Here is a 23,891-nt window from a genome sequence, read left to right as displayed (position 1 = left end):
GCCTCGCGGCGCCGCACGACCAGCGTCCGCGAACCACCCGCCTGAACCCGGGGGACGAGTGTCTCCCGGTGCCCTCCGGCCCGACCGACGTCACGCGAGTGACGGCGGAGGCGCGACCACGCGCCCGGCCGATGATCACCACGCAACGCCACACCGAGCCTCCAGGTCGAGGCCGCGCACGCACCGCACGCCAGCAGCACGCAAGCAGCAGGCGGCCAAGGCGCAGCGCGACCCGGGGACCCGGCAGACGCATGAGGACGCAACGCATGTCCAAGTCGCCCACCACGGCGCGCCCGTCCACCTTCCGCGCGATCGCGCGGATCTACCCCTACGTGAAGCCCTACCAGGGGCGCCTCATCGGCGGCATGGCCGCAGCGATGGGAGCCTCCTTGGTGGCGCTCGCAATCCCCTACGTCCTGCAGTGGCTCGTCGACGGCCCGCTGTCATCGAAGGACGGCGCACAGATCTGGCCCGCCGGCCTCGGCGTGCTCGCCCTCGGTGTGCTCGAGGCGTTCTTCATCGCCTCGCGTCGCCGGATGGTGATGCGCCCCTCGACGCGGATCGAGGCCAGCATGCGGAACTCGCTCTACGCGAAGCTGCAGGACCTGCCCGTCGCGTTCCACGACCGGTGGGAGTCGGGGCAGCTGCTGTCCCGTTCCGTGTCGGACCTGTCGTTGATCCGCCGCTGGCTGGCCTTCGGTGTCGTCCTGCTCGTCGTGAACGTCGTGACGATCGTCGTCGGCTTCGTCGTGCTGTTCACCTTCGGGTGGCTGCTCGGGCTGATCTTCCTGATCGCGTCGATCCCACTGTGGATCAACGGGCTGCTGTTCGAGCGTCGGTACTCCGTCGTCGCGCGCCGCAGCCAGGACCAGGTCGGTGACCTCGCGACGAGCGTCGAGCAGTCGGTGCACGGCATCCGCGTGCTCAAGGCGTTCGGCCGCGGCGGGTCGAAGCTCGAGGAGTTCAGCGAGCAGGCCGAAGCCCTGCGCGGCACGGAGATCAAGAAGGCGAAGGCCATCGCGAGCATCTGGCTGTGGCTGCTGCTCGTGCCGGACGTCGCGTTCGCGCTGTGCTTGCTCGCCGGCATCTGGCTGGCGTCGCAAGGCGAGATGACCGTCGGTCAGCTGTTCGCGTTCTTCGCGACGGCGACCGTGCTGCGGTTCCCGATCGAGTCGATCGGCTTCCTGCTCTCGATGACGTTCGACACCCGCACGGCGGTCGACCGCTTCTTCGAGGTCATGGACTCCGAGAACACCATCACGGACCCGAAGGACCCGAAGACGATCGCGGAGCCGCACGGTGCACTGTCGTTCAACGGCGTGCACTTCCGGTACCAGGACTCCGCACCGCAGTACCCGGACCTGATCAACGGCGTCGAGCTGCAGCTGCAGCCGGGCGAGACCATGGCGCTCGTCGGGCTCACGGGCTGCGGCAAGACGACGCTGCTCTCGCTGGTGCCGCGCCTGTACGACGTGACCGGCGGATCGGTGACGATCGACGGGGTCGACATCCGCGACCTCACCCGCGAAGAACTGCGCCGGCACGTCGGCGTCGCCTTCGAGGACGCCACCCTGTTCTCGTCGACCGTGCGCGAGAACGTGCTGCTCGGTCGACCGGACGTGCAGGGTGCCGAGGCCGAGGCGCTCATGCGCGAGGCACTCGACATCGCGCAGGCGTCCTTCGTGGACGACCTGCCCGACGGCGTGGACACCCGGGTGGGCGAAGAGGGGCTGTCGCTGTCCGGCGGACAGCGGCAGCGTCTGGCGCTGGCCCGTGCGATCGCTGCGCGGCCGTCGGTGCTCGTGCTCGACGACCCGCTGTCGGCGCTCGACGTCGACACCGAGGCGCGGGTCGAGGCCGGTCTGCGCCGCGTGCTCGCCGACACCACGTCGCTCATCGTGGCGCACCGTCCGTCGACGGTGACGCTGGCCGACCGGGTCGCGCTGATGGAGAACGGCGTCGTCACCGCCGTCGGGACCCACCACGACCTGATGGCCACCAACGAGCACTACCGCTACGTCATCTCGTCGCTCGACGACGACGACGCGACCGCACGACAGGAGGCGATGGCATGAGCCAGCAGACCGACCAGAACCTGCCGGGAGGCACGGCGTCCGTCCCGCAGGAAGCTCCGGACGAGCAGGCTGCCGCGCCCGTCACCGCCTCGATCACCACCCTGGGCGTGCGCGGCGAGGAGCGCGAGGACTTCACCAAGGCGGAGAGCAAGCGCCTGCGGCGTCGCTCCCTCGCCCTGCTCGGTTCCCTCGCGGCCCCGCTGAAGCTCCGCCTGGTGCTGCTCGGGATCGTCGTCGTGGTCTCCACGGCGGGCACCGTCGCGGGTCCGGCGCTCATCGCGTGGGGCATCGACAACGCCCTGCCCGCCGTGATGGACCAGAACGACTGGGTGCCGGCGTTCGGCGTCGTCGCGACGTACATCGTCGTGGCCGTCCTCGGCGCGGTGCTCACCGCCTGGTACACCGTGCTCGCCGCACGGATCAGCCAGGCGATCCTGTTCGACCTGCGCAAGCGGGTGTTCCTGCACACGCAGCGGCTGTCGCTCGAGTTCCACGAGACCTACACGTCCGGCCGGATCATCTCCCGCCAGACGAGTGACCTCGACTCGATCCGCGAGCTGCTCGACTCCGGCCTGAACCAGCTCATCCAGGGCGTGCTGTACATGGTGTTCACCGCCGTGGCCCTGGTGTTGCTCGACCCGACGTCCGGGCTCGTGCTCGCGGTGTCGCTCGTGCCGCTCTGGTTCCTGATCCGCTGGTTCCAGAAGAACTCGCAGACGCTGTTCCGCGCCACCCGCGTCACCTCGGCGCGCGTGATCGTGCACTTCGTCGAGACGATGACGGGCATCCGTGCCGTGCAGGCGTTCCGCAAGGAGTCCCGCAACAAGGACGAGTACGGCGGCTTCGTCGAGGACTACCGGCTGGCGAACACGAAGGTGTTCAACCTGTTCGGGACCTTCGACCCGGTGCTCGTGCTCATCGGCAACGCCACGCTCGCCGCGGTCGTCATCGTCGGTGGGTTCCGGATCGTCGGCGGGACGCTCGAGGTCGGTGCGCTGCTCGCGGTCGCGCTGTACGCCAAGCGCTTCTTCGACCCGGCGCAGGAGCTCGCGATGTTCTACAACGGGTACCAGTCGGCCTCGGCGGCGATGGAGAAGATCTCCGGCGTCCTCGAGGAACGACCGAGCGTGCCGGACCCCGTGAAGCCGACCAAGCTGGCCGACGCCACGGGCAAGATGGACTTCGACGAGGTCGTGTTCGCGTACAACGCGGGCAAGGTCGTCCTGCCGGAGTTCGACCTGCACATCCCGTCCGGGCAGACCATCGCGCTCGTCGGGTCCACCGGCGCCGGCAAGTCGACGCTCGCCAAGCTGATGGCGCGCTTCTACGACCCGTCGCACGGTTCCGTGCGGCTCGACGGCGTGGACCTGCGCGACCTCGACACGAAGGACATGCGCCGCGCGATCGTCATGGTCACGCAAGAGGCCTACCTGTTCTCCGGCACGGTCGCGGACAACATCGCGCTCGGCAAGCCGGGGGCCTCCCGCGCCGAGATCGAGGCGTCCGCCAAGGCGGTCGGCGCGCACGAGTTCATCATGGCGCTCCCCGACGGGTACGACACCGACGTGAACAAGCGTGGCGGTCGTGTCTCGGCGGGACAGCGGCAGCTGCTCTCGTTCGCGCGGGCGTTCATCGCGGACCCGAAGGTGCTCATCCTCGACGAGGCCACGGCGTCGCTCGACATCCCCTCGGAGCGGCTGGTGCAGGAAGGGCTCGAGACCCTGCTCGCCGACCGCACCGCGGTGATCATCGCGCACCGCCTGTCCACCGTCGCGATCGCCCACCGCGTGCTCGTGATGGAACACGGGAAGATCGTCGAGGACGGCACCCCCGCCGACCTCATCTCGGGTACCGGGCGGTTCGCCCAGCTGCACGCGGCCTGGCGCGACTCGCTCGTGTAGGACGCAGCCGGGCTGCACCACGTGGTTGGCTTGCTCCATGAGCAACGACAGCGTGCAGCCCGGCGGCGTCGCCCTGCGCGACCCCTTCTACGGCGTACCCTTCACCGAGGCCGTCCGGCGGTTCTGGCGGAAGTACACCGTGTTCACCGGACGGGCCTCGCGTGCCGAGTTCTGGTGGTGGTGGATCACGTCGCTCGCGATCGGACTCGTGCTGCAGCTCGTCCCGCAGGCGTTCACGCCGGACACCGCGCTGTTCGAGAACCCCGTCGGGTCCTACCTGTTCGTCCTCTGGGGCCTCGCGACCCTGATCGGGTCGCTCGCCCTCGGCGCCCGACGGCTGCACGACGCCGGTCTGTCCGGCTTCTGGCAGTTCCTGCACGTCGTGCCCGGCATCGGCTCGCTCGTCGTGAACGTGCTGTGCCTGATCCCGACGAGCCCGAAGGGCGAGCGCTTCGACCGCTGACCGCCGGCGGACGCACGGCCGACGTGCGCGGGCCGGGCATCAGAACGGGTCGTCCGCATCCGCGGACGGCGACCAGCAGGCACGACGCATGTCGAGCCTCCAGGCCGCCGTCCCCTGCACGAGCGGCGTCCCCTCCGCGCGGTAGTGCTGGAGCGCACGGGCCTCGTGGTGCAGCGGCGGGTGCCCACCTGCGCGCACCACGCGCCACCAGGGCAGGTCGGCGCCCTCGTGCGCCATCACCTTGCCGACCGCACGCGACGCGCGTGAGCCGAGCGCTGCGGCGACGTCGCCGTACGTCATGACGTGACCCGGCGGGATCATCCGGACCACCTCGGCCACCGCCGCCCCGAAGTCCTGCTCCGGCGCGGGGGCGTCGTCCTCGGGCACGTCGTTGGAGAACGCTAGAGCGTCAGGACCGCGAAGTGGTCGCCGTACTGGGTCTCGCGGACGACCTCGAAGCCCACGGCGCGGAAGAACGCCTCGGGGCTGTCGTCGCCACCGGGCTCGTACACGACCGTCAGGCGTTCCTGCCCGCGGCTGCGCGCTTCGTCGGCCAGGCCGTGCACGGCGAAGCGGCCGACGCCGCGACCCTGCGCCGTGCCGGCGACGTTGACCCGCCAGATGGCGCTGCGTAGCTCTTCCTGCGCGTTGTCCGCGTCGAACGATCCGATGATGAGGCCCAGGACCTCGTCGCCGTCCAGGACCACACGGGTCCACGCGGAGCTCGGCTTGACGTCGGACTCGGCGACCCCGTAGGTGGTCGGCTGCACGAACTGTTCCTGGCCCGGCTTGAGCGTCAGGGAGTTCGCCGCGGCAGCGGTCTTCGCGGAGAGTTCTTCGAGACGCAGGTCGGCCATGCGGCCAGGGTAACGGTGCGACCCGTGTGGGGGCCAGCGCGGACGGCAGACCGAGACCGCACCGTTGCCGCGGTATGGTCGCGGAATGGCAGAACATCGGCGTGGAGCGAACCTCCCGTCGATCGGCGGGTTCAACCGCACGGTCGTGCTCGATGCCGTCCGACGCTCGCCGGACGGCCTGAGCCGCGTCGAACTCGCCTCGCGAACGGGCCTCAGCGCGCAGACCGTGTCGAACGTCACGCGGTTCCTGATCGAGGCCGGCATGATCGTCGAGTCCGGCACCGTCGTCGCCGGTCGGGGCAAGCCCCGCACCATCCTGCGGCTCGAACCCGGCAGCCGCTACGCCGTCGGCGTGCACGTCGACCCGGCCGTCGTCACCTACGTGCTCCTCGACCTGGCCGGCACCGTCGTCGCCTCGTCGACCACCTCGACGCCGACCGCCGACGACCCGTCCGAGGTCGTCCGCACCATCGGCTCCGCCGTCGACGGCCTGATCGCCGACGCGGGCGTGGACGTCGACGGAGTGCTCGGTGTCGGGATCGCCAGCCCGGGCCCCATCGACGTCGACGCCGGCATCGTCGTCGACCCGCCGTTCCTGCCCCGGTGGCGGGACGTGCCCCTGCGCGACGCGCTCGCCGAGGCCACGGGCTACCCCGTCCTGCTCGAGAAGGACGTCACGGCCGCCGCGGTCGGCGAGATGTTCCTGGCGGGAGAGTCGTCGGCGCGGAACTTCGCGTTCGTGTACTTCGGCACCGGGTTCGGCGTCGGGCTCGTCGTCGACCACGAACCCGTGCGTGGCGTCGGGTCGAACGCCGGGGACGCCGGGCACATCATGGTCGACCAGCGATCGCTCGCCGGCACCCCGGACGGGTCCGGCACCCGGGGCGAGGTGGGTGCGGCCGTGGCGCCGGACCGGCTCGTGCGGATCGCGCGGGAGCGGGGGTGGCGTTGTCCGGTGGTGGCGACGCTGCTGGTGCGGTCTCGCCCGACGGCCCGGTCTCGTCCGACGGCCTGGTCTCGTCCGATGGCCCGGTCTCGTCCGACGGGTCGGTCGACGCGGTGAACCGTGCCTGGGACGAACTCGCCGAGGCCATCGCCGACGGCGACGAGGCCGCGACCACGCTCGCCGCCGAGGCCGGCACCGTCATGGGCGACGCCGCCGTCGTCATCGTGAACCTGCTCGACATCGACCGGGTCGTGTTCGGCGGACCGTTCTGGTCGCGCATCGCGAGCGCCGCGCTGCCGGCCGCCCGCGCGGCGATCGTCGGGTCGCCGTTGCTCGTGCCGAAGCACGCGGTCGACGTGGTCGAGAGTGACCGCGGTGCCGACGTCGCCGCGGTGGGGGCCGCGTGCCTGGTGCTCGACGCCGCGTTGTCCCCGCGGGCGAGCGGGCTGCTCATCCGCCGCTGACGGCGGTCGGTGGTGGCTCGCACCGCCCGCTACGCTGCGAACCGACGGATCCGCCAGGTGGGCGGCGAACGACGGGGGACACATGACGGACAACGGCGCCGCGGGCACGATCGACCGACGCTGGGCGAAGGTCCGGCCGCTCGTGTTCCGGACGATCATCGGCGCGGTCGTCGCAGCCGGGCTCGTCGGCATCGTGGCGGTGTTGGTCGGCGACTTCGGACGGGTCGCGGTGCAGCTGCTCCTGACGATCGTCGTGGTGGTCGTCTTCGCCCTGCTGTCCTGGTACGACGCCGACGTCTCGTCACGCCGATCGGGCACGTTCGCGTTCGTCAGCATCGCCACGTCGATGTACCTGCTCGTCGCGGGGCTGTACAAGGTGTGGCTCGCCCCGACGGACTCCTCCGGCGAGGACGGCCTCTGGCTCGTCGGCGAGCGGTTCTGGCACTGGATCTGGCTCGTCGGCGTCGCCCGCGTGGCGCTCCTGCACGTGCACCTGCTGCTCGTCATCCACCGCCGGTACCCGACACCGGCGCTCCAGGTCGTCGCGAAGGCCACCGTCGGGGTCATCGCCCTGCTCGCACTGCTGCTGTCGATCCCGCTGCTCGCACCCGACGTGGACTACGCCCGCGGCTACTGGCGACTCGTCTGGGTGGTGGTCATCCTCGACCTGCTCGGAACGGTCGTCGTCCCGCTCAGCAACGCGCTCTTCCGCCCGCGGGGCGCCGTCCCGGCGGGGGCGGTCGGAGCGTGGCCGACGCCGGAAGCGCCACCGGCAGCACCCCCGACGGCGCCCGCGGCACCGATCGCGACGTGGGGTGCCACCCCGGTGCCCGATGCCCCGACGGCTGCCGCGGCCGCCGGTCCGGTCAGCGCGGACCGGTACCGGTACGAGCCGCGTCCGGCGTCGTCGCGCGCCCTGGCGTGGCCGCGGTACGTCGACGGCACGCCACTGCCGGCGCTGCCCGACGGGTCGCCCGACTTCTCCGGGGTCGCGCAGGGCTGAGGGATCCCGGCGCTGGGGCGCCGCGCGACACCTGTCGTTCACCGGGCGGCCACCGGTCGGATGCCCAGGTGCTGAACAGTCGTGCAGGTCTCCCCTCCCCTCCCGAGAAGGACCTGCATGCGCACTCCTGCCCTGCGCCCCCGCTCCGTGCGGCTCGGCGCTGTCATCGTCACCGCGCTGGCCCTCGGCGCCGGCGTCGTCACGGCCAGCCCGGCACTCGCCGCCGTCGGTGACGACGACCCGAGCGTCGGCGCTGCCGCTCGGAACGGCCTCGTCGTCAACGAGGTCGAGTCGAACGGCGACGACACCGACTGGGTCGAGCTCGCGAACACGTCGTCGGTGTCGATCGACCTGACCGGTTACGCGTTCCTCGACGACGACAGCACCCACGACGCCTACGTCCTGCCCGCCGGCTCGACGATCGCCCCCGGCGGGTACTTCGTCATCGACCAGCTCTCGGCGACCGCGCCCGGGTTCGACTTCGGGCTCGGCGGCGCCGACACCGCGCGGGTGTACGACCCCGCCGGCGACCTGGTGCTCCGGTACTCGTGGACGAGCCACGCGGTCGTCACGTACGGCCGGTGCGCCGACGGGACCGGTGCGCTGGTCGACACCACCGCGTCGACGAAGGGCGCCGCCAACGACTGCTCCTCGCCCGTGCGCATCAACGAGGTCGAGTCGCAGGACGGCACCCCCGGCGACTGGGTGGAGCTGACCAACGTCGGCAGCACCACGGTCGACCTGGGTGGGTACGTCCTGCGGGACAGCGAGGACGACCACGCGTACACGATTCCCGCCGGCACGACGATCGCGGCTGGGGCTTCGCCGTCCTCGACGAGACGGACTTCGGCTTCGGGCTCGGCAAGGCCGACTCCGCCCGGGTCTTCGATCCGCGGGGTGCGCTGGTCGACTCGTACTCGTGGACGGCCCACGCTGCCGCCACGTACGGCCGCAACCCGGACGGCACCGGCGACTTCGCCGACACCGCCGAGCCGACGAAGGGCACGGCGAACCGGTTCGCCGGAGTCGTCACCGCCGAGCCGTGGCCCGGCGGCCCGGACGAGACCGTGCTCGACGACGAGGACACCTTCACCGGTGACCTGAGCGGCATCGACTGGACCACGTCCAGCACGTCCGAGGACGGCCAGCTCTGGGCCGTGCAGAACGGCGACGGCCTGCTCTACCACCTGACCTCGGACGGTCAGGGTGGCTGGGCTCCGTCGAACGCCGCGGGCACGGACCTGCGGTACGCCGACGGCACGGGGACCCCGGACGCCGAGGGCGTCACCGTCACGAGCGACGACCCGGGCGCCGTGTACGTGTCGACCGAGCGGGACAACGACGTGTCGAAGACCAGCCGTCCGTCGGTCCTGCGGTACGCCACCACCGACGGGTCTGAGTCGACCCTGCGCGCCACCGACGAGTGGGACCTCGCAGCCGACTTCCCGGGGCTCGGTGCGAACGCCGGCCTCGAGGGCGTCACCTGGATCCCGGACTCGTGGCTCACCGAGCACGGCTTCGCCGACGAGCACACCGGCGCGGCCTACGCGCCGTCGACGTACGCCGGACACGGCGAGGGGCTCTTCTTCGTCGGCGTCGAGGGCACCGCGAGCGTCTCCGCCTACGCCCTGATGGCGGACGGTTCGTTCCAGCGCGTTGCCACCATCCGTTCGCCGTTCGCGGTCGTCGCCGACGTGCAGTTCGACCCGACCCTCGACGCGCTCTGGGTGGTGTGCGACGACGCCTGCGCCGGACGCACCGCGCTGTACGAGCTGACCGACGGTGTCTTCACCGCCGCGAAGGTCTTCGAAGCGCCGTCGAACGCGGACCGGACGCTCGCCAACGAGGGCTTCGCGATCTCCGGCGTCTGCACCGACGGGGAGCGCGCAACGTTCACCGCCGACGACAACGACACGGACGGGTTCTCGCTCCGCACCGGGACGTACCCGTGCGAGAGCGGCGGCACGGACCCGGGCACCGACCCGACGCCGACGCCCACGCCTGCTCCGGGTGACGGCGGATCGACGCCTGCGCCGACCCCGGGACCGGTGGATCGACGCGGACGCCGACCCCGACCCCGTCGCCGGCCACTCCGATCGCCCCGGTGGCTCCCTCGGAGACCGGCCTGACGGACACGAACCGCGGGAGCGTCTCGGCCCCGTCGTCGGCCCGCGCGGGGAGACCATCACGGTCACGGTCGGCACGCGGTACGCCGGTGACCAGGTGACCGTGTGGCTGTACTCGACCCCGACGCTGCTCGGCACGGTGACGGTCGGCGCTGACGGCACGGTGCGCGTCACGATCCCGGCCGATGCTCCGGCTGGCGAGCACCGCATCGTGGTGACCGCTGCGGACGGCACGGTGCTGGGCTGGACCCCGATCACCATCACGGCGTCGGGCGAGCTCGCGTTCACGGGGGCCGAGGGCCTCGGGGCCGGTGCGCTCATCGCGTTCCTGCTGCTCGCCGCGGGTGCGGGTGTCCTGATCGTCCGCCGTCGCAAGGCGGCGGCCGCGGAGTAGCCCTGGGCGCGAGTGCACGGCGGACGGGAGGCCCGTGGCGGGTTCGCCACGGGCCTCCCGTCCGCCCCGTGGCGCGTCAGCCGTCGGTGCGCAACGTGCTCGAGTCGTCCTGACCGGGGATCGCGTCCTTCGTGGTCCAGCCGTACCAGCGGTCCCCGATCTCGGCGACCGCGCGCCCGTCGCCACACGTGACCAGGCCCGTCGTCGGGAGGTCCTCGGGCAGGAAGTCCGCTTGCATCGCCGATCCGCCGTACGCCTCGTCGAGCGGCGTGCAGGAGTCCGTGTCGACGCCCTCCTTCGACGCGAACCCGATGACGTACCCGGGCGCCGAGGCGTTGAGACGGACGTCGATGTCCTTCGCGTCCTCCGGCACCCACTCCGGCATGAAGAACGCCATGTCCTTCGACTCGCCGGACCGCGGGGCGTCCGAGTACGTGGCGAAGTGCTTCTGCGGTGTCTTGTTCGGGATGACGTCCTCGAGCACGCTGCACCCCGCGGTCAGCAGGAGCGCGGAGAGTGCGGCGGACGAGGCGAGGGCGATCCGGAGGGTCCGGCGGGAGGTGGTGGGCTGCGTGTCGGTGCTCATGCAACAAGTCTCGTGATGGATCACCGGCTGAAACATCACGTGCACACCCGGAGTCGTGCGGGGGTTACCCCCACCTGCAGGTGCCGAGCCACCCGTCGGTGATCGGCCCGCGCGGACCGCGCCGTCCCCGCAGTAGCGTCGGAGCATGAGCATCGACGTCCTCCGGTACACCGCCTTCGCCGCCGAGCCCGGAGGCGGCAACCCCGCCGGACTGGTCCTCGACGCAGCGGCGCTGACCGACGACGAGATGCTCGCCGTCGCCCGCGAGGTCGGCTACCCCGAGACCGCGTTCGTCGTCGGCGCCACGGCGACGGGCCCGCACGTCCGCTACTTCTCGCCCGCCGCCGAGGTGCCGTTCTGCGGGCACGCGACGGTCGCGCTCGCGGTGGCGCTCGCCGAACGGCAGGGGCTCGGCCGCCGGGTGTTCACGACGGCCGCCGGCGAGGTCGCCCTCGACGCGACCACCGGCCCGGACGGGGTGGTCCGGGTCGCGATGACGAGCGTCGAACCGGCGACGCGGGACATCGACCCGGCGCTCCTCGCCCGGTTGTTCGACCTGCTCGGGCTCACGGCCGACGACATCGCGCCGGGCTTCCCGGTGCTCGAGTCCTTCGCCGGCAACTGGCACCCGGTGCTCGTGCTGCACGACCGGGAGCTCTTCCACCAGTTCCGGTTCGCACCCGGACCGCTCGCCGACCTCAAGCGCGAGGCCGGCTGGCAGGGGACGGTCACGGTGCTGCTCCAGACCGGGGAGCGCGAGTACGAGGCACGGAACCTGTTCCCCGCCGGCCGCATCACCGAGGACCCGGCGACCGGTTCGGCTGCGGCGTCGACCGGGGCATACCTGCGCGAGGTCGGTGCCGTCGAGCCGGGGGACCGCGTCGTCATCCGGCAGGGGCGGCACGTCGGTCGTCCGAGTCTGCTGCTCGTCGACGTCCCGGAGTCCGGCGGGATCACCGTGACGGGGAGTGCATCACCGATCTCCTGACGCACGTTCTTTCCCAGAGCGCGTGGGATGGAAAGCGGAATCGGGCGTACCTGGTCGAAAGTTCCGACCAGGTACGCCCGATTCGGCACGGTACGCCCACCAGCCCCGCCCGCCCGCACCGCGCACCCGACGCGCGCGGCGCGAGAAACTCCTTGACACGGATAAGTCCATACGCTGGACTAATCCTGCGCGCGGGCGATGGAGCCCGCGGATGTCACCCGTGCAAAGGAGCACCGATGAAACGCACCCGCATCATCGCCGGACTCGCAGCCGTGGCCGTCGCCGCGGTCGGCCTGGCAGGCTGCTCAGCCTCGGGGTCCGCCTCGAGCGACACGATCAAGATCGCGTACCAGAAGTTCGGAGCCTTCCAGCAGCTCGACGCCCAGATGAAGGTCGTCAAGAAGGAGTACGAGAAGGACAACCCGGGCAAGAAGGTCACGCTCGTCCCGATCCAGGCCCAGGGCAACGACTACTACACGAAGCTCGCGCTCATGAACAAGGCGCCCGCGACGGCTCCCGACGTCATGTACGAGGACACCTTCCTCGTCAAGGCCGACGCCGAGGCCGGCTACCTCCTGCCGCTCGACAAGTACACGGCGAAGTGGAAGGACTGGGACCAGTTCTTCGACAACGCCAAGCAGGCCGGCCAGGGTGACGACGGCAAGATCTACGGCGTCCCGATGGGCACCGACACCCGCGCTCTTTGGTACAACAAGGACATCTTCAAGTCCGTCGGCCTGCCCGTGCCGTGGCAGCCGAAGACCTGGGACGACGTGCTCGCCGCGGCGAAGACGATCAAGGACAAGAAGCCCGACCTCATCCCGTTCAACATCTACTCGGGCAAGGCGCAGGGCGAGGCGTCGACCATGCAGGGCTTCGAGATGCTCCTGTACGGAGCGGACGGCTCCGGCAACACGCTCTACAAGGACAAGAAGTGGGTCACGGGCTCGAAGCAGTTCGAGGACTCGCTGCAGTTCGTGAAGGACGTCTACCAGGGCGGCCTCGGCCCGACACCGCAGCAGGCGCTCGACACGAACGTCGGCACGACCATCGCGCAGACGTGGCTGCCGAAGGGCAAGCTCGCGATCGACCTCGACGGTTCGTGGCAGTCCGGCACGTGGCTCAAGTCCGGCACTGCGCCGTGGGCCGAGTGGAACGACGTGATGGGTCAGGCGCCGATGCCGACGCAGAACGGTCAGGACCCGGGCTACAACTCGATGTCCGGCGGTTGGACCCTGGCGGTCGGCGCGAAGTCGAAGAACCCGCAGGCGGCGTTCGACTTCATCACGAGCTTCCTCGACAAGGACGGCTCGCTGAAGTACGACACCGAGAACAGCCAGATCGCCGTCCGCAAGGACGTCGCGGACGACACCGCCTACACCGACGCCAACCCGACGTTCAAGTTCTTCTCCGGACTGGTGGAGAACACGAACTTCCGCCCGGCGACGAGTGACTACTCGCAGGTGTCCAACGCGATCCAGGTCGCGATGGAGTCGGTCATGACCGGGCAGCAGACACCGAAGCAGGCGGCTGCCGTGTACGACAAGGCCGTCACGCAGGTGGTCGGCAAGGAGAACACCGTCTCGGCTGGTTGACGGACGTCACCCACTGACGGACGGGAGGCGCGGGGCGGCCCCGCACCGCGCCTCCCGGTCCGTCCTTCCCCACCTTCGGAACCCCTCCGCACCCGGAAGGCACCCATCGTGTCCAGCACCCCCCTCGCGCCGACGCTGTCGGCGCCCGGTGCGCCGAAGCGCACCGATCCACCCGTGCCGCGCAAGCGGCGACCACTGCGGAACGTCGGCCGAGCGGTCCCGCTCCTGCCCGCCCTCGTCCTGCTCGTCATCTTCCTGCTCGGCCCCGTCATCTCGTCGTTCTACGGGTCGTTCACGAACTCCGCGCTCACCGGCGCCGGCGCTGCCGACCAGCAGTTCGTCGGCTTCCAGAACTACGTCGAACTGTTCCAGGACCCGGACTTCCCGAAGTCCGTCATCCTGACGGTCGTGTTCCTGCTCGCCTCGGCGGTCGTGGGACAGAACGTGCTGGGGCTCGGCCTCGCACTCCTGATGCGCTCCGCCAACAAGGCCGTCCGCGCGATCGTCGGCACCTTCGTCGTCGCCGCCTGGGTCCTGCCGGAGATCGTCGCCTCGTTCGCCGCGTACGCGTTCTTCAACGACGAGGGCACGCTCAACGAGTTCCTGAAGTCCATCGGCATCAGCGGACCGAACTGGCTCTACACGTTCCCGATGTTCGCCGTGATCCTGGCGAACATCTGGCGCGGCACGGCCTTCTCGATGCTCGTCTACTCCGCCGCCGTGCAGGAGGTCCCCGAGGAGATCACCGAGTCCGCCGAGGTCGACGGCGCCACCGGGTGGCAGCGCCTCGTCTACATCACGCTGCCGGTGATCCGACGGAGCATCTCGACGAACCTCATGCTGACGACGCTGCAGACGCTGTCGGTCTTCACCCTCATCTTCGTGATGACCGGGGGTGGGCCGGGCACGAACTCGTCGACCCTGCCGATCCTCGCCTACCAAGAGGCGTTCAAGTTCTCGCAGCTCGGCTTCGGGACCGCGATCGCGACGATCCTGCTCGTGGTGGGGGCGGTCTTCTCGATCATCTACATCCGAGCCCTCAAGCCGGAGGTGGACTGATGGCCATCACTGCCCCGTCCCTCGACCCGACCACCACCCGCTCGGTGACCGCTCCCGGTTCGCTGCACATGACGTCGCCCCGCGGCCGCACCATGCGGTGGGTGGCGAACACCGTGCTGCTCGTCATCGCGGTGTGCTTCGCGGTCCCGCTGCTCTGGCTCGTCCTCGCCTCGGTCGACACCCAGGCGTCGCTGTCCGTGAAGCTGCCGACGCAGTTCACGCTCGACAACTTCACCAAGGTGCTCACGCCCGAGCTGTCGTTCATCCCACTCGCGAACAGCCTGCTGCTCTCCGGCGGCACGGCAGTCGTCACCGTGGTCTTCGCACTGCTCGCCGCCTACCCGCTGTCCCGCTACAAGATGCGGGTCAACAAGCCGTTCCTGTACAGCATCCTGTTCGGGACCGGCCTGCCGATCACCGCCATGATGGTGCCCGTCTACGCGTTGTTCGTGTCGCTCAACCTGATCGACAACGTGTGGGGCTGCATCTTCTTCCTCGCCGCGACGTCGCTGCCGATGGCGATCTGGATGGCGAAGAACTTCATGGACTCCGTGCCGATCTCCCTCGAAGAAGCAGCGTGGACCGACGGGGCGTCGATGATGACCACCCTGACGCGCATCGTCGTCCCGCTCATGCGTCCGGGCATCGCCGTCGTGTTCATCTTCGTGTTCATCCAGGCGTGGGGGAACTTCTTCGTCCCGTTCGTCCTGCTGCTCTCGCCCGACAAGGTGCCCGCCGCGGTGAGCATCTTCAACTTCTTCGGGCAGAACGGGGCGGTCGCGTACGGACAGCTCGCCGCGTTCTCCATCGTCTACTCCGTGCCCGTCATCGCCCTCTACGTGATCGTGTCCCGAGGCCTCGGCGGCGGCAACGCCCTCGCCGGCGGCATCAAGGGCTGATCCGCTGGCTCCGGCCGGCTCTCTCGAAAGGAACCACATGCACCAGGACGAACCGCTCGTCGAGGCCCGGATCGCCCGCCTCGTCCGCGACCGTGTCGACCCCGCCGTCCACCGCCGCTCGGCGCCGGTGACGATCGAGGCGTGGGAGGTGCCGGACGAGCCGGTGCCGTTCGACTCCGCCGTCCAGCAGGCGTACACGCCGTTCACGGTGGGCAGCGCCTGGGGTGGCCGACCGTGGGGGACCACCTGGTTCCGGATCACCGGCACCGTCCCCGCCGACTTCGGCACGGCGCCGGGGACCACTGCGGAACTGCTCGTCGACCTCGGGTTCACGAAGCGGCACCCGGGGTTCCAGGCCGAGGGACTGGCGTACCGGCCCGACGGCTCCACGATCAAGGGCGTCGAGCCGCGGAACGACACCGTGCCGGTCGAGGTCGGCGCAGGGGAGTCGTTCGAGCTGTACGTCGAGGCCGGCGCGAACCCGGACATCGGCGGCGACTCGTTCCAGGGCGCGACGCCCCTCGGGTCGCGCTCCACCGCGGGTGACAAGCCGATCTACCGCGTGCGTGCCCTCGAACTCGTCGAGCGCGACGACACCGTGTGGGAGCTGCAGCAGGACTTCTGGGTCCTGCGTGGCCTGATGGCGGAACTTCCCACGGACGGCACCCGCGGCGCCGACATCCTGCACGCCCTCGAGCTCGCAGCCGACGCGCTCGACCCCGACGACGTCGCCGGCACCGCAGCCGACGCCCGCGAGGTCCTGGCACCCGTGCTGGCCGTCCCCGCCAGTTCCGCCGCACACCGGGCGATCGCCGTCGGCCACGCCCACATCGACTCCGCCTGGCTCTGGCCGGTGCGCGAGACGATCCGCAAGTGCGCCCGCACCTTCTCGAACGTGCTCGACCTGATGGACCGCGACCCGGACTTCACCTTCGCCTGCTCGTCGGCGCAGCAGTACGCGTGGATCCGCGACGGCTACCCGTCGATCTGGGCCCGCATCAAGCAGCGCGTCGCCGAGGGGCGGTGGATCCCGGTCGGTGGCATGTGGGTGGAGTCGGACACGAACCTGCCCGGTGGTGAAGCGCTCGCCCGCCAGTTCGTCGCCGGCAAGCGCTTCTTCCTCGAGGAGTTCGGCATCGACACCCCCGAGGCCTGGCTGCCCGACTCGTTCGGCTACTCCGGCGCACTGCCCCAGATCGTCCGCGCCGCCGGCTCGAAGTGGTTCGTCACCCAGAAGCCGTCGTGGAACGAGACGAACGTCATCCCGCACACCTCCTTCCACTGGGAGGGCATCGACGGCTCCCGCGTCCTGACGCACCTGCCGCCGGCCGACACCTACAACTCCGACGTCTCCGCCGCCGACCTGCACCGCGGCGAACGGAACAACAAGGAGCGTGGCGTCGCCAACACCTCGATGCTGCTCTACGGCTTCGGTGACGGCGGCGGCGGACCCACCCGCGAGATGGTCGCGGCCGCCCGACGCCAGCACGACCTGGACGGCTCGCCGCGCGTGCAGCTCGGCACCCCCGCCCAGGTCTTCGAGGAGCTCGAACGGGTCCTGCCGACCCCCGGCGTGTGGTCCGGCGAGATGTACCTCGAGTTCCACCGCGGCACCTACACGTCGCAGATCCGCACGAAGCAGGGCAACCGCCGCTCCGAGCACCTGCTCCGCGAGGCCGAGCTGTGGGCGTCGACCGCGGCCGTGCGCCTCGGGCTGGACTACCCCTACGAAGAGCTCGAGCGCGCCTGGCACACCGTCCTGCTGCAGCAGTTCCACGACATCCTGCCGGGGTCCTCGATCGCCTGGGTCTACGAGAACGCCGAGGAGAACTACGCGCAGATCGCCCAGGTGCTCGAGGGGCTGATCGGCAACGCGACGACCGCGCTCGCGAACGGGGCGCTGCGGCGCTCGCCGGGGTCGGGGCCTCGTCGTCGGCCGCCGCCGGCGGCAGCAGTGCGCTGCTCGACGCGCCGTCCGGCGCCGACGCCGTCGGCGGCAGCGGCTCGTCCGGGAACGTCGTGCGCTTCAACGCCTCGCCGGTCGCGGCGGGAGACGCAACCGCCCTGGGTGGTTCGCTCGGCTCGGAACCGCGACCCGTGCCTCCCGTCCGCTCCGGCGACCACTTCGTCTTCGACACCGGCGTCGTCACGGCGACCATCGACGGCGTCGGCCACGTCGTGTCGCTCGTCGACCGCGCCAGCGGGCGCGACGCGATCGCACCGGGTGCGGCCGCTGCCGAGTACACGGTCTTCCGCGACACCCCGAACCAGTGGGAGGCGTGGGACATCGACCGTGCGTACCAGCGCAACGGCACCGTCCTGTCAGCGTCGTCGGTCGCGATCGACGGCTCCTCGCTCGTGGTGGAACGGGCCTTCGGGTCATCGACGCTCACGACCCGGTACTCCGCCGTCGAGGGCGAGCCGGAACTCACCATCGAGACCGAGGTCGACTGGCACGAGCACCAGAAGCTGCTGAAGCTCGCGTTCCCGGTGGACGTCCGTGCGTCGTCCGCCTCGAGCGAGATCCAGTTCGGCCACATCGACCGGCCGACCCACCAGAACACCTCGTGGGACCACGCCCGCTTCGAGACGTCGGCGCACCGCTGGGTGCACGTCGCCGAGCCCGGGTTCGGCGTCGCGGTGGCGAACGACTCCACCTACGGACACGACATCACGCGCTCCACACGGCCCGACGGCGGCACCACGACGCTCGTGCGCGAGTCGTTGCTGCGCGGGCCGACGTTCCCGGACCCGAACGCCGACCAGGGGCACCACGTGTTCCGGACGGTGCTGCGGGTGGGGGCGTCGGTGCTCGACGCCGCCGACTCCGGCTACCGGTTGAACCTGCCGGTGCGCTCTGTCGCCGGTTCGACCGTTGTTTCGCCGCTGGTCTCGGTGTCGTCGCCGCAGGTGCTCGTCGAGGCCGTGAAGCTCGCCGAGGACCGCTCCGGTGACGTGGTCGTGCGACTGTACGAGGCCTCCGGCGGTCGGGCGACCGACGTCGGGGTGTCGTTCGGGTTCGACGTCGCTTCGGTGGCGACGGTGGACCTGCTGGAACGCCCGCTGGGGGACTCGTGGGACTCGGGGGAGCCGGTCGTGCTCACGCTCCGGCCCTTCGAGATCGTGACCCTGCGGGTACGCCGGGCCTGAGGCAGCGGGGCCGGTCCCCCTCGGGGAGAGACCGCGGCGCCGGACGGGACACGGGTGCGTTCCGTCCGGCGCCGCCTTCTGTTTGTGGGGGTGGGTGGGTGGGTACCTGGTCGAATCGGGCGTGGGTGGTCGATTCGGGCGTACCTGGTCGAAAGTTCCGACCAGGTACGCCCGATTCCGCTTGGCATCGCGGCCGTTCTGGGAAGGAACGTCCTTCCTCCACAGGCGGGCAGGCCTGGAGGCCCGTCCACAGACCTCGACGTCAGCCCGCTGGGCGCATGGCGGGTCGGGCAACGTCGTCTCCATGAACGAACCGCTGCCCATCCTCCGAGCCTCGGCCACGCGTGAGGCCGGACTCGACGCCACCACCCTGCGCCGCCGGACCCGACTCCAGGGTCCGGGCCGACTCGTCCGGGCAGGGCCGAACGCGTTCGTCGACGGGGCAGCGTGGGACGCGGCCGGGCCACGGCAGCGGTACGTCACCCGCGTGTACGCGCGGCTCGGCCGGCTCGGCCCGCGGGCGACGGCATCGCACGACTCAGCGGCCGCGGTGCACGGGCTGCCCGCGCTCGGCGGGTGGAGCGTCCCGGTGCACGTCACCGTGCCGGAGTCGATGTACCGGGGCAGGACCACCGAGCTGGTCCTGCACACGAAACCGGTGTCCGGCGCCGAACGGGTCCGGGTCGGCGACCTCGCAGTGACCGCGGTCCCGCGGACGGTGATCGACATCGCGATGACCGGAGACCTGCGGACGGGGGTCGTCGTGGCAGACGCCGCGCTGCGCGCCGGGACCGGGCGCGACGAGCTGTGGCGAGCAGTGCACCCGAGTGCTCGCGGTCGGGCTCGGGCCGCGCAGGTCCTCGACCTGGCCGACGAGGCGTTCGGGTTCGCCGGCGGAGTCACTCGCGCGCGTGGTCTTCCGCGAGCTCGGGTTGCCCGCTCCCGTGCTGCAGCAGGAGTTCGTCGTCGATGGTCGCCGGTCCGCCGTCGACTTCTGGTTCCCAGCAGAAGGCGTCGTCGTCGAGATCGACGGACGCGCGAAGTACACGCAGGACCGGTACCGCGGCGGCCGCAGCCAGACCGAGGTGTTCCTGGACGAGAAACGTCGCCATGCCAGGCTGCTCACGGTGCCGGGTGTGCGGACGATCATCCGGCTCGAGTGGCGGGACCTGTTCGACCTCGATGCGCTGGCGCTCCGGTTCCGCGCCGCGGGGTTGCCGTGTGCGATCCGCCCGGTCCGGAGCGCCCGCCGCACCGCAGGCGGTGGGCGTCGGTGAGCCGGCTCAGCGCGGCGTGGTTAGCGTGGCGGCATGGCAGTGCAGGAGATCTGGCTCGTCCGCCACGGTGAATCGCTCGCGAACGTCGCCGCCGCCCGAGCAGAGGCCGCGGGCGACGACGTCATCGACGTCGAGTACCGGGACGCCGACGTCCCGCTCAGTCCGCTCGGCGAATCGCAGTCGCGGTCGCTCGGACAGGAACTCGCCGATCGTGGCATCGACGACGTCCCCGTGGCGCTGTGGGTCTCGCCGTACCTGCGTGCGCAGCAGACCATCGAGATCGCGCTCGGGGCCGGCGGGCTGGCCGAGCCCGAGAAACGGGTGGACGAGCGGCTCCGCGACCGCGAGCTCGGTGTGCTCGACCTGCTCACCCTGCAGGGTGTGCGGAACCGGTACCCCGACGAGGAACGTCGCCGGCAGTGGCTCGGCAAGTACTACCACCGGCCAGCGGGAGGCGAGTCCTGGGCCGACGTGATGCTCCGGCTCCGATCGGCGCTGGTCGACGTCGAACGGGTCGAGGGCACCGAGCGGCTCGTCGTCGCGGCGCACGACGCCGTCGTGATGCTGGTCGTGGCGGTGTGCCTCGACCTCGACGAGCCGGCGCTCATGGAGTTCGCCCGGACGCACGCGGTCGCGAACGCCTCCCTCACCCGACTCCGCCGCGAGCGTGCGGGAGCACCGTGGGTGCTCGAGGAGTTCTCCTCCGTCGGGCACCTCGACGACGACGAGGTCACGGCACACACCGGCCGGAAGGACGACGAGCATGTCCGCTGAGACCGTCACCCCGAACTTCCTGCGGGACTGGCCGCTCCCCGAGCCCGGCGCGGGCAAGTACGGTCGCGGGCAGGTGCTCGTGGTCGGCGGCGCAGCGCGGACGCCCGGAGCCGCGATGCTCTCGGCGCTCGCAGCACTCCGGGTGGGAGCGGGGCGGCTCACCCTCGCGGTGGGGCGGAGCATCGCGAACGAGGTCGCGGTCGCCGTGCCCGAGTCCGGCGTCGAACCGCTCGACGAGGACGCGGACGGTCACGTCGCCGTGGGCGCGATCGAGGGGATCGCGGACTCGGCTGCGAGCGCGGACGCGCTGCTGGTCGGCCCAGGACTCGACGAGCCGAACGGCACCCGTGACCTCGTGGCCGGACTCGCCGACGTCGTCGGACCACAGACCACCGTCGTGCTCGATGCGTTCGCCCTCGGGGTGGCGGCCGACGTGCGGGACCGCCTGGAACCGCTCCGGGGTCGGCTGGTGATGACGCCCAACTCCGGCGAAGCCGAACGGCTCCTCGGTCGTGAGTGCAGCGACGACGACGTGGCCGACGCGATGGCGATCGCGCAGCGGTTCGGTGCGGTCGTGGCCCTGGGCGACGCCATCGCGACGCCGCAGGGGCGGAGCTGGATCAAGGGCACCGGCTCCGGAGGACTCGGCACCAGCGGCAGCGGCGACGTCCTGTCGGGTGCGGTCGCCGGCCTGCTCGCTCGTGGCGCGGAACCGGCACAGGCGGTGGCGTGGGCGTCCTACGTGCACGCGGCTGCCGGCGATCGGCTCGCGGTGCAGGTCGGGCCGCTCGGGTACCTGGCGAGCGAGCTCGTGACCGAGATCCCGCGGGTGCTCGTCGAACTCGGCGCCTGACCTCGCCCGTTCTTTCCCAGAGCGCGCGCGATACCTCATGCTTTCGGGCGTACCTGCCAGGAACTTCTGACCAGGTGCGCCCGAATCGACCAGGTACGCCGCACGCCGCCCCCCGCCCCGCCCCCCGCCAGGCGAGAACGTACAGGCGCACCCGCTGTTCCGCAGCCGTTCACCGCCGCAGCACGGGCCGGAAACCGGCCGCCTCCACGATCGTCCCGGGCCGAGAACCGCGGCCCCACCCGAAGCACCCGCAGCACCCACCCGAAAGGCACCTCCCGTGCAGCACAAGCGCACCATCGCCGGCATCGCCCTCGCCGCCGCAGCGATCGTCACCCTCGCCGGATGCTCGGCCACGAGCTCGGCCAGCACGACGAAGGACGACACGAACTGGAAGACCGCCACGAGCGCCGAGGCCTCCGGTGGCATGGACGCTCTGGTGAAGGCCGCGAAGGCCGAAGGACAGCTCAACGTCATCGCGCTGCCGCCGTCGTGGGCCAACTACGGCAAGATCATCGACGGCTTCACGAAGAAGTACGACATCAAGATCAACTCCGCGAACCCGAACGGCTCCAGCGCCGACGAGGTCGCCGCGGTGAAGTCGCAGAAGGGCAGTCCACCGCTCCCGACGTGCTCGACCTCGGCAACGCCGTGCTGCAGGAGAACCTCGACCTGCTGACGGACTACAAGGTCGCGAACTGGAGCGACATCCCGGACACGCTCAAGGAGCAGGACGGCGCCTGGACCCGCGACTACACGGGCCTGATGTCGATCGGCTACGACTCGTCGAAGATCACCGACGCACCGAAGGACCTGACGGACCTGCTCGGCTCCGAGTACAAGGGCAAGGTCTCCATCGCGGGCGACCCGACGCAGGCGAACCAGGCCGCATCAGCCGTGTACCTGGCAGCGCTCGAGAACGGCGGCTCGGCCGACGACATCACCAAGGGCGTCGACTACTTCGGCAAGCTCAAGCAGGCCGGCAACTTCCAGAACGTGCTGCCCACGCAGGCCACGGTCGCCTCGGGTGAGACCCCCGTGGTCATCCAGTGGTCGTACAACAACCTCGCGTGGGGCCCCGCCGCCGGTGCGAGTGGCAACAAGGACTGGAAGACCGTCGTGCCGGAGGGTCAGGCGCTCGGCTCGTACTACTCGCAGGCGATCAACAAGGACGCCCCGCACCCCGCCGCCGCTCGCCTGTGGCAGGAGTACATCGCCAGCCCCGAGGCGCAGAACCTGTACCTGCAGGCCGGTGCGTTCCCGTCGACCCTCGCCGCCCTGGAGAAGTCCGGCAAGGTCGACCAGGACGCCCTCGACGCCGCCGGTGGCGCGCCGAAGGACTACGTCGAGCTGACCGACGCACAGGTGGCAGACGCCGCGAAGGTGCTGTCGGCCAAGTGGTCCTCGACCATGGGGTCCTGACCAGCATGACCACCGCATCGGCGGGCGCGCCCGCGGCGAGCGCACCGGCGACGAGCGCGACGAGCCCGTGCTCCCGCCGTCCGCACGAGCGTCCGCCGATGCCGTCCGTCACGGCGCCGGACCCCGTGTCCGGCGCCGTGTCGACCTGGCCTGGCTCGGCCTCACCCCGTTCGCCGCGTACGTCCTGCTCTTCCTCGCCGTCCCCGCGGTGATCGCGGTCGGTAGCGGGTTCTTCACCGACGACGGCACGTTCACCCTCACGAACCTCGCAGCGTTCGCCGATCCGTCGGTGCTGCGGGCCTTCGGTGGCTCGTTCGGCCTGTCCGCCGTGTCCGCGGTGATCGGCGCCGTCATCGGAGCGCTCGTCTGCTGGGCACTGTCGGCACTCCGGCCCGACGGGCTCGTCCGGTCGATGATCGACTCGGCCGCGAGCGTCCTCGCCCAGTTCGGCGGAGTCATGCTCGCGTTCGCGTTCATCGCCACGATCGGCGTGCAGGGGCTCGTCACGACGTGGCTGGTGTCGCTCGTCGACGTCGACCGCAACGCGACGGGCGCCTTCCTCTACACGGTGCCCGGTCTCGTGATCCCGTACGTCTACTTCCAGGTGCCGCTGATGGTCCTCACGTTCATGCCCGCGCTCGAGGGCGTGAAGACGCAGTGGGGCGAGGCCGCCGCCACCCTCGGCGCCTCCCGCGCCACGTACTGGCGCGGATCGCCCTGCCCGTGCTCGCACCGGCGTTCTGGGGCTCGTTGCTCCTGCTCTTCGCGAACGGCTTCTCGTCGTTCGCCACCGCCGCGGCACTCATCTCGCAGGGCGGCATCGTGCCGCTCACGATCCGCACGCAGCTCACCAGCGAGACGCTCATCGGCCTGCAGAACGTCGCCGGGGTGCTCGCCTTCGGCATGGTCGTCGTGATGGCGGTCGTCATGGGCGCGTACTCGCTGCTGCAGCGCCGGGTCGCAAGGTGGCAGCGATGAGCGCGGCAACGCCGGTGGGGCCGTCGCGTCCGACGTCGGTCGCGTCCGGTCGGACAGGAGGCCCGCCCGCGTCGGCCGCTTCGG

22 protein-coding genes and 1 pseudogene are annotated in these 23,891 nt (G+C 70.9%); 20 read left to right on the top strand and 3 right to left on the bottom strand.

Going from position 1 to position 23,891, the window contains the following annotated elements; all coding sequences use genetic code 11:
* The first annotated feature begins 266 nt into the window (after positions 1–266).
* The 3 genes from ACZZ0J_RS10865 (at position 267) to ACZZ0J_RS10855 (ending at position 4,439) form a co-directional block, all read left to right on the top strand.
* Positions 267–2,075 carry an ABC transporter ATP-binding protein gene (locus ACZZ0J_RS10865; RefSeq protein WP_131877582.1) on the top strand — a complete coding sequence of 603 codons (1,809 nt, stop codon included), beginning with the start codon at positions 267–269 and terminating at the stop codon, positions 2,073–2,075.
* Positions 2,076–2,167: 92 nt separating this feature from the next.
* The gene (locus ACZZ0J_RS10860) at positions 2,168–3,976 is read left to right on the top strand and encodes an ABC transporter ATP-binding protein (RefSeq protein WP_123671580.1); all 1,809 of its coding nucleotides are present in this window, start codon (positions 2,168–2,170) and stop codon (positions 3,974–3,976) included.
* A 37-nt stretch (positions 3,977–4,013) separates the two neighbouring features.
* Positions 4,014–4,439 (top strand): DUF805 domain-containing protein, encoded by a 426-nt coding sequence (locus ACZZ0J_RS10855; protein ID WP_463436844.1) that lies wholly within the window; start codon positions 4,014–4,016, stop codon positions 4,437–4,439.
* A 39-nt stretch (positions 4,440–4,478) separates the two neighbouring features.
* On the opposite strand, the gene ACZZ0J_RS10850 is transcribed toward ACZZ0J_RS10855, so the two are convergent.
* Together ACZZ0J_RS10850 and ACZZ0J_RS10845 are read right to left on the bottom strand one after the other, a co-directional pair.
* A complete protein-coding gene (locus ACZZ0J_RS10850; RefSeq protein ID WP_463436842.1) occupies positions 4,479–4,826 on the bottom strand; it encodes an MGMT family protein in 348 nt (115 codons plus the stop codon).
* Between the two features lie 14 nt (positions 4,827–4,840).
* Entirely contained in the window at positions 4,841–5,296 is a 456-nt protein-coding gene (locus tag ACZZ0J_RS10845) for a GNAT family N-acetyltransferase (RefSeq protein WP_111085338.1), read from the bottom strand.
* An 85-nt stretch (positions 5,297–5,381) separates the two neighbouring features.
* Here ACZZ0J_RS10845 and ACZZ0J_RS10840 point away from each other — a divergent pair, with 85 nt between their 5' ends.
* The 6 genes from ACZZ0J_RS10840 (at position 5,382) to ACZZ0J_RS10815 (ending at position 10,229) form a co-directional block, all read left to right on the top strand.
* On the top strand, positions 5,382–6,359 hold the full coding sequence (locus tag ACZZ0J_RS10840; RefSeq protein WP_463436840.1) for an ROK family transcriptional regulator: 978 nt from the start codon (positions 5,382–5,384) through the stop codon (positions 6,357–6,359).
* Positions 6,356–6,706 (top strand): ROK family protein, encoded by a 351-nt coding sequence (locus ACZZ0J_RS10835; RefSeq protein ID WP_463436838.1) that lies wholly within the window; start codon positions 6,356–6,358, stop codon positions 6,704–6,706. Before ACZZ0J_RS10840 ends, ACZZ0J_RS10835 begins: the two co-directional genes overlap by 4 nt.
* Positions 6,707–6,788: 82 nt before the next feature.
* The gene (locus ACZZ0J_RS10830) at positions 6,789–7,709 is read left to right on the top strand and encodes a hypothetical protein (protein ID WP_463436836.1); all 921 of its coding nucleotides are present in this window, start codon (positions 6,789–6,791) and stop codon (positions 7,707–7,709) included.
* 117 nt (positions 7,710–7,826) lie between these two features.
* A complete protein-coding gene (locus ACZZ0J_RS10825) occupies positions 7,827–8,813 on the top strand; it encodes a lamin tail domain-containing protein (RefSeq protein WP_463436834.1) in 987 nt (328 codons plus the stop codon).
* Complete coding sequence (locus ACZZ0J_RS10820; protein ID WP_463436832.1) at positions 8,777–9,838, top strand: hypothetical protein; 1,062 nt, start codon at positions 8,777–8,779, stop codon at positions 9,836–9,838. Before ACZZ0J_RS10825 ends, ACZZ0J_RS10820 begins: the two co-directional genes overlap by 37 nt.
* Before the next feature lie 94 nt (positions 9,839–9,932).
* Complete coding sequence (locus tag ACZZ0J_RS10815; RefSeq protein ID WP_463436830.1) at positions 9,933–10,229, top strand: LPXTG cell wall anchor domain-containing protein; 297 nt, start codon at positions 9,933–9,935, stop codon at positions 10,227–10,229.
* A 76-nt stretch (positions 10,230–10,305) separates the two neighbouring features.
* On the opposite strand, the gene ACZZ0J_RS10810 is transcribed toward ACZZ0J_RS10815, so the two are convergent.
* Positions 10,306–10,815 (bottom strand): hypothetical protein, encoded by a 510-nt coding sequence (locus tag ACZZ0J_RS10810; RefSeq protein WP_463436828.1) that lies wholly within the window; start codon positions 10,813–10,815, stop codon positions 10,306–10,308.
* A gap of 145 nt (positions 10,816–10,960) precedes the next feature.
* Between ACZZ0J_RS10810 and ACZZ0J_RS10805 the strand changes: the two genes are divergently transcribed.
* The 11 genes and pseudogenes from ACZZ0J_RS10805 to ACZZ0J_RS10755 all read left to right on the top strand — a co-directional run bounded on the left by ACZZ0J_RS10805 (position 10,961) and on the right by ACZZ0J_RS10755 (position 23,745).
* Positions 10,961–11,803, top strand: coding sequence for a PhzF family phenazine biosynthesis protein (locus ACZZ0J_RS10805; protein WP_463436826.1), 843 nt, complete (start codon positions 10,961–10,963; stop codon positions 11,801–11,803).
* Positions 11,804–12,039: 236 nt separating this feature from the next.
* On the top strand, positions 12,040–13,398 hold the full coding sequence (locus tag ACZZ0J_RS10800) for an extracellular solute-binding protein (protein ID WP_123293238.1): 1,359 nt from the start codon (positions 12,040–12,042) through the stop codon (positions 13,396–13,398).
* 108 nt (positions 13,399–13,506) lie between these two features.
* Positions 13,507–14,457: a carbohydrate ABC transporter permease gene (locus tag ACZZ0J_RS10795; RefSeq protein ID WP_111085332.1), complete on the top strand. Its 951-nt coding sequence runs from the start codon at positions 13,507–13,509 to the stop codon at positions 14,455–14,457.
* Positions 14,457–15,356 (top strand): carbohydrate ABC transporter permease, encoded by a 900-nt coding sequence (locus tag ACZZ0J_RS10790; RefSeq protein WP_333925055.1) that lies wholly within the window; start codon positions 14,457–14,459, stop codon positions 15,354–15,356. The genes ACZZ0J_RS10795 and ACZZ0J_RS10790 overlap by 1 nt, the downstream gene beginning before the upstream one ends.
* 37 nt (positions 15,357–15,393) lie before the next feature.
* Positions 15,394–18,506: pseudogene (locus ACZZ0J_RS10785) on the top strand (alpha-mannosidase).
* 911 nt (positions 18,507–19,417) lie between these two features.
* Complete coding sequence (locus ACZZ0J_RS10780) at positions 19,418–19,783, top strand: hypothetical protein (protein ID WP_463436823.1); 366 nt, start codon at positions 19,418–19,420, stop codon at positions 19,781–19,783.
* 33 nt (positions 19,784–19,816) lie between these two features.
* Positions 19,817–20,557, top strand: coding sequence for a histidine phosphatase family protein (locus ACZZ0J_RS10775; RefSeq protein ID WP_194647418.1), 741 nt, complete (start codon positions 19,817–19,819; stop codon positions 20,555–20,557).
* Complete coding sequence (locus ACZZ0J_RS10770) at positions 20,547–21,410, top strand: NAD(P)H-hydrate dehydratase (RefSeq protein WP_463436821.1); 864 nt, start codon at positions 20,547–20,549, stop codon at positions 21,408–21,410. Before ACZZ0J_RS10775 ends, ACZZ0J_RS10770 begins: the two co-directional genes overlap by 11 nt.
* Positions 21,411–21,687: 277 nt before the next feature.
* Complete coding sequence (locus ACZZ0J_RS10765) at positions 21,688–22,086, top strand: hypothetical protein (protein WP_463436819.1); 399 nt, start codon at positions 21,688–21,690, stop codon at positions 22,084–22,086.
* The gene (locus tag ACZZ0J_RS10760; RefSeq protein ID WP_463436817.1) at positions 22,038–22,829 is read left to right on the top strand and encodes an ABC transporter substrate-binding protein; all 792 of its coding nucleotides are present in this window, start codon (positions 22,038–22,040) and stop codon (positions 22,827–22,829) included. Before ACZZ0J_RS10765 ends, ACZZ0J_RS10760 begins: the two co-directional genes overlap by 49 nt.
* Positions 22,830–22,896: 67 nt before the next feature.
* Positions 22,897–23,745, top strand: coding sequence for an ABC transporter permease (locus tag ACZZ0J_RS10755; RefSeq protein WP_463436815.1), 849 nt, complete (start codon positions 22,897–22,899; stop codon positions 23,743–23,745).
* The last annotated feature ends 146 nt before the right edge of the window (positions 23,746–23,891 follow it).

It is taken from the genome of Curtobacterium sp. AC272 (genome assembly GCF_979258155.1).
This window is presented reverse-complemented; position numbering and strand designations above follow the sequence as displayed.

What these genes read in the sequence shown, in the direction of transcription:
- ACZZ0J_RS10865 (WP_131877582.1), top strand. Translation starts at nt 267, where the DNA reads ATGTCCAAGTCGCCCACCACGGCGCGCCCGTCCACCTTCCGCGCGATC.
- ACZZ0J_RS10855 (WP_463436844.1), top strand. Translation starts at nt 4,014, where the DNA reads ATGAGCAACGACAGCGTGCAGCCCGGCGGCGTCGCCCTGCGCGACCCC.
- ACZZ0J_RS10845 (WP_111085338.1), bottom strand. Translation starts at nt 5,296, where the DNA reads ATGGCCGACCTGCGTCTCGAAGAACTCTCCGCGAAGACCGCTGCCGCG.
- ACZZ0J_RS10840 (WP_463436840.1), top strand. Translation starts at nt 5,382, where the DNA reads ATGGCAGAACATCGGCGTGGAGCGAACCTCCCGTCGATCGGCGGGTTC.
- ACZZ0J_RS10830 (WP_463436836.1), top strand. Translation starts at nt 6,789, where the DNA reads ATGACGGACAACGGCGCCGCGGGCACGATCGACCGACGCTGGGCGAAG.
- ACZZ0J_RS10825 (WP_463436834.1), top strand. Translation starts at nt 7,827, where the DNA reads ATGCGCACTCCTGCCCTGCGCCCCCGCTCCGTGCGGCTCGGCGCTGTC.
- ACZZ0J_RS10810 (WP_463436828.1), bottom strand. Translation starts at nt 10,815, where the DNA reads ATGAGCACCGACACGCAGCCCACCACCTCCCGCCGGACCCTCCGGATC.
- ACZZ0J_RS10805 (WP_463436826.1), top strand. Translation starts at nt 10,961, where the DNA reads ATGAGCATCGACGTCCTCCGGTACACCGCCTTCGCCGCCGAGCCCGGA.
- ACZZ0J_RS10800 (WP_123293238.1), top strand. Translation starts at nt 12,040, where the DNA reads ATGAAACGCACCCGCATCATCGCCGGACTCGCAGCCGTGGCCGTCGCC.
- ACZZ0J_RS10790 (WP_333925055.1), top strand. Translation starts at nt 14,457, where the DNA reads ATGGCCATCACTGCCCCGTCCCTCGACCCGACCACCACCCGCTCGGTG.
- ACZZ0J_RS10775 (WP_194647418.1), top strand. Translation starts at nt 19,817, where the DNA reads ATGGCAGTGCAGGAGATCTGGCTCGTCCGCCACGGTGAATCGCTCGCG.
- ACZZ0J_RS10770 (WP_463436821.1), top strand. Translation starts at nt 20,547, where the DNA reads ATGTCCGCTGAGACCGTCACCCCGAACTTCCTGCGGGACTGGCCGCTC.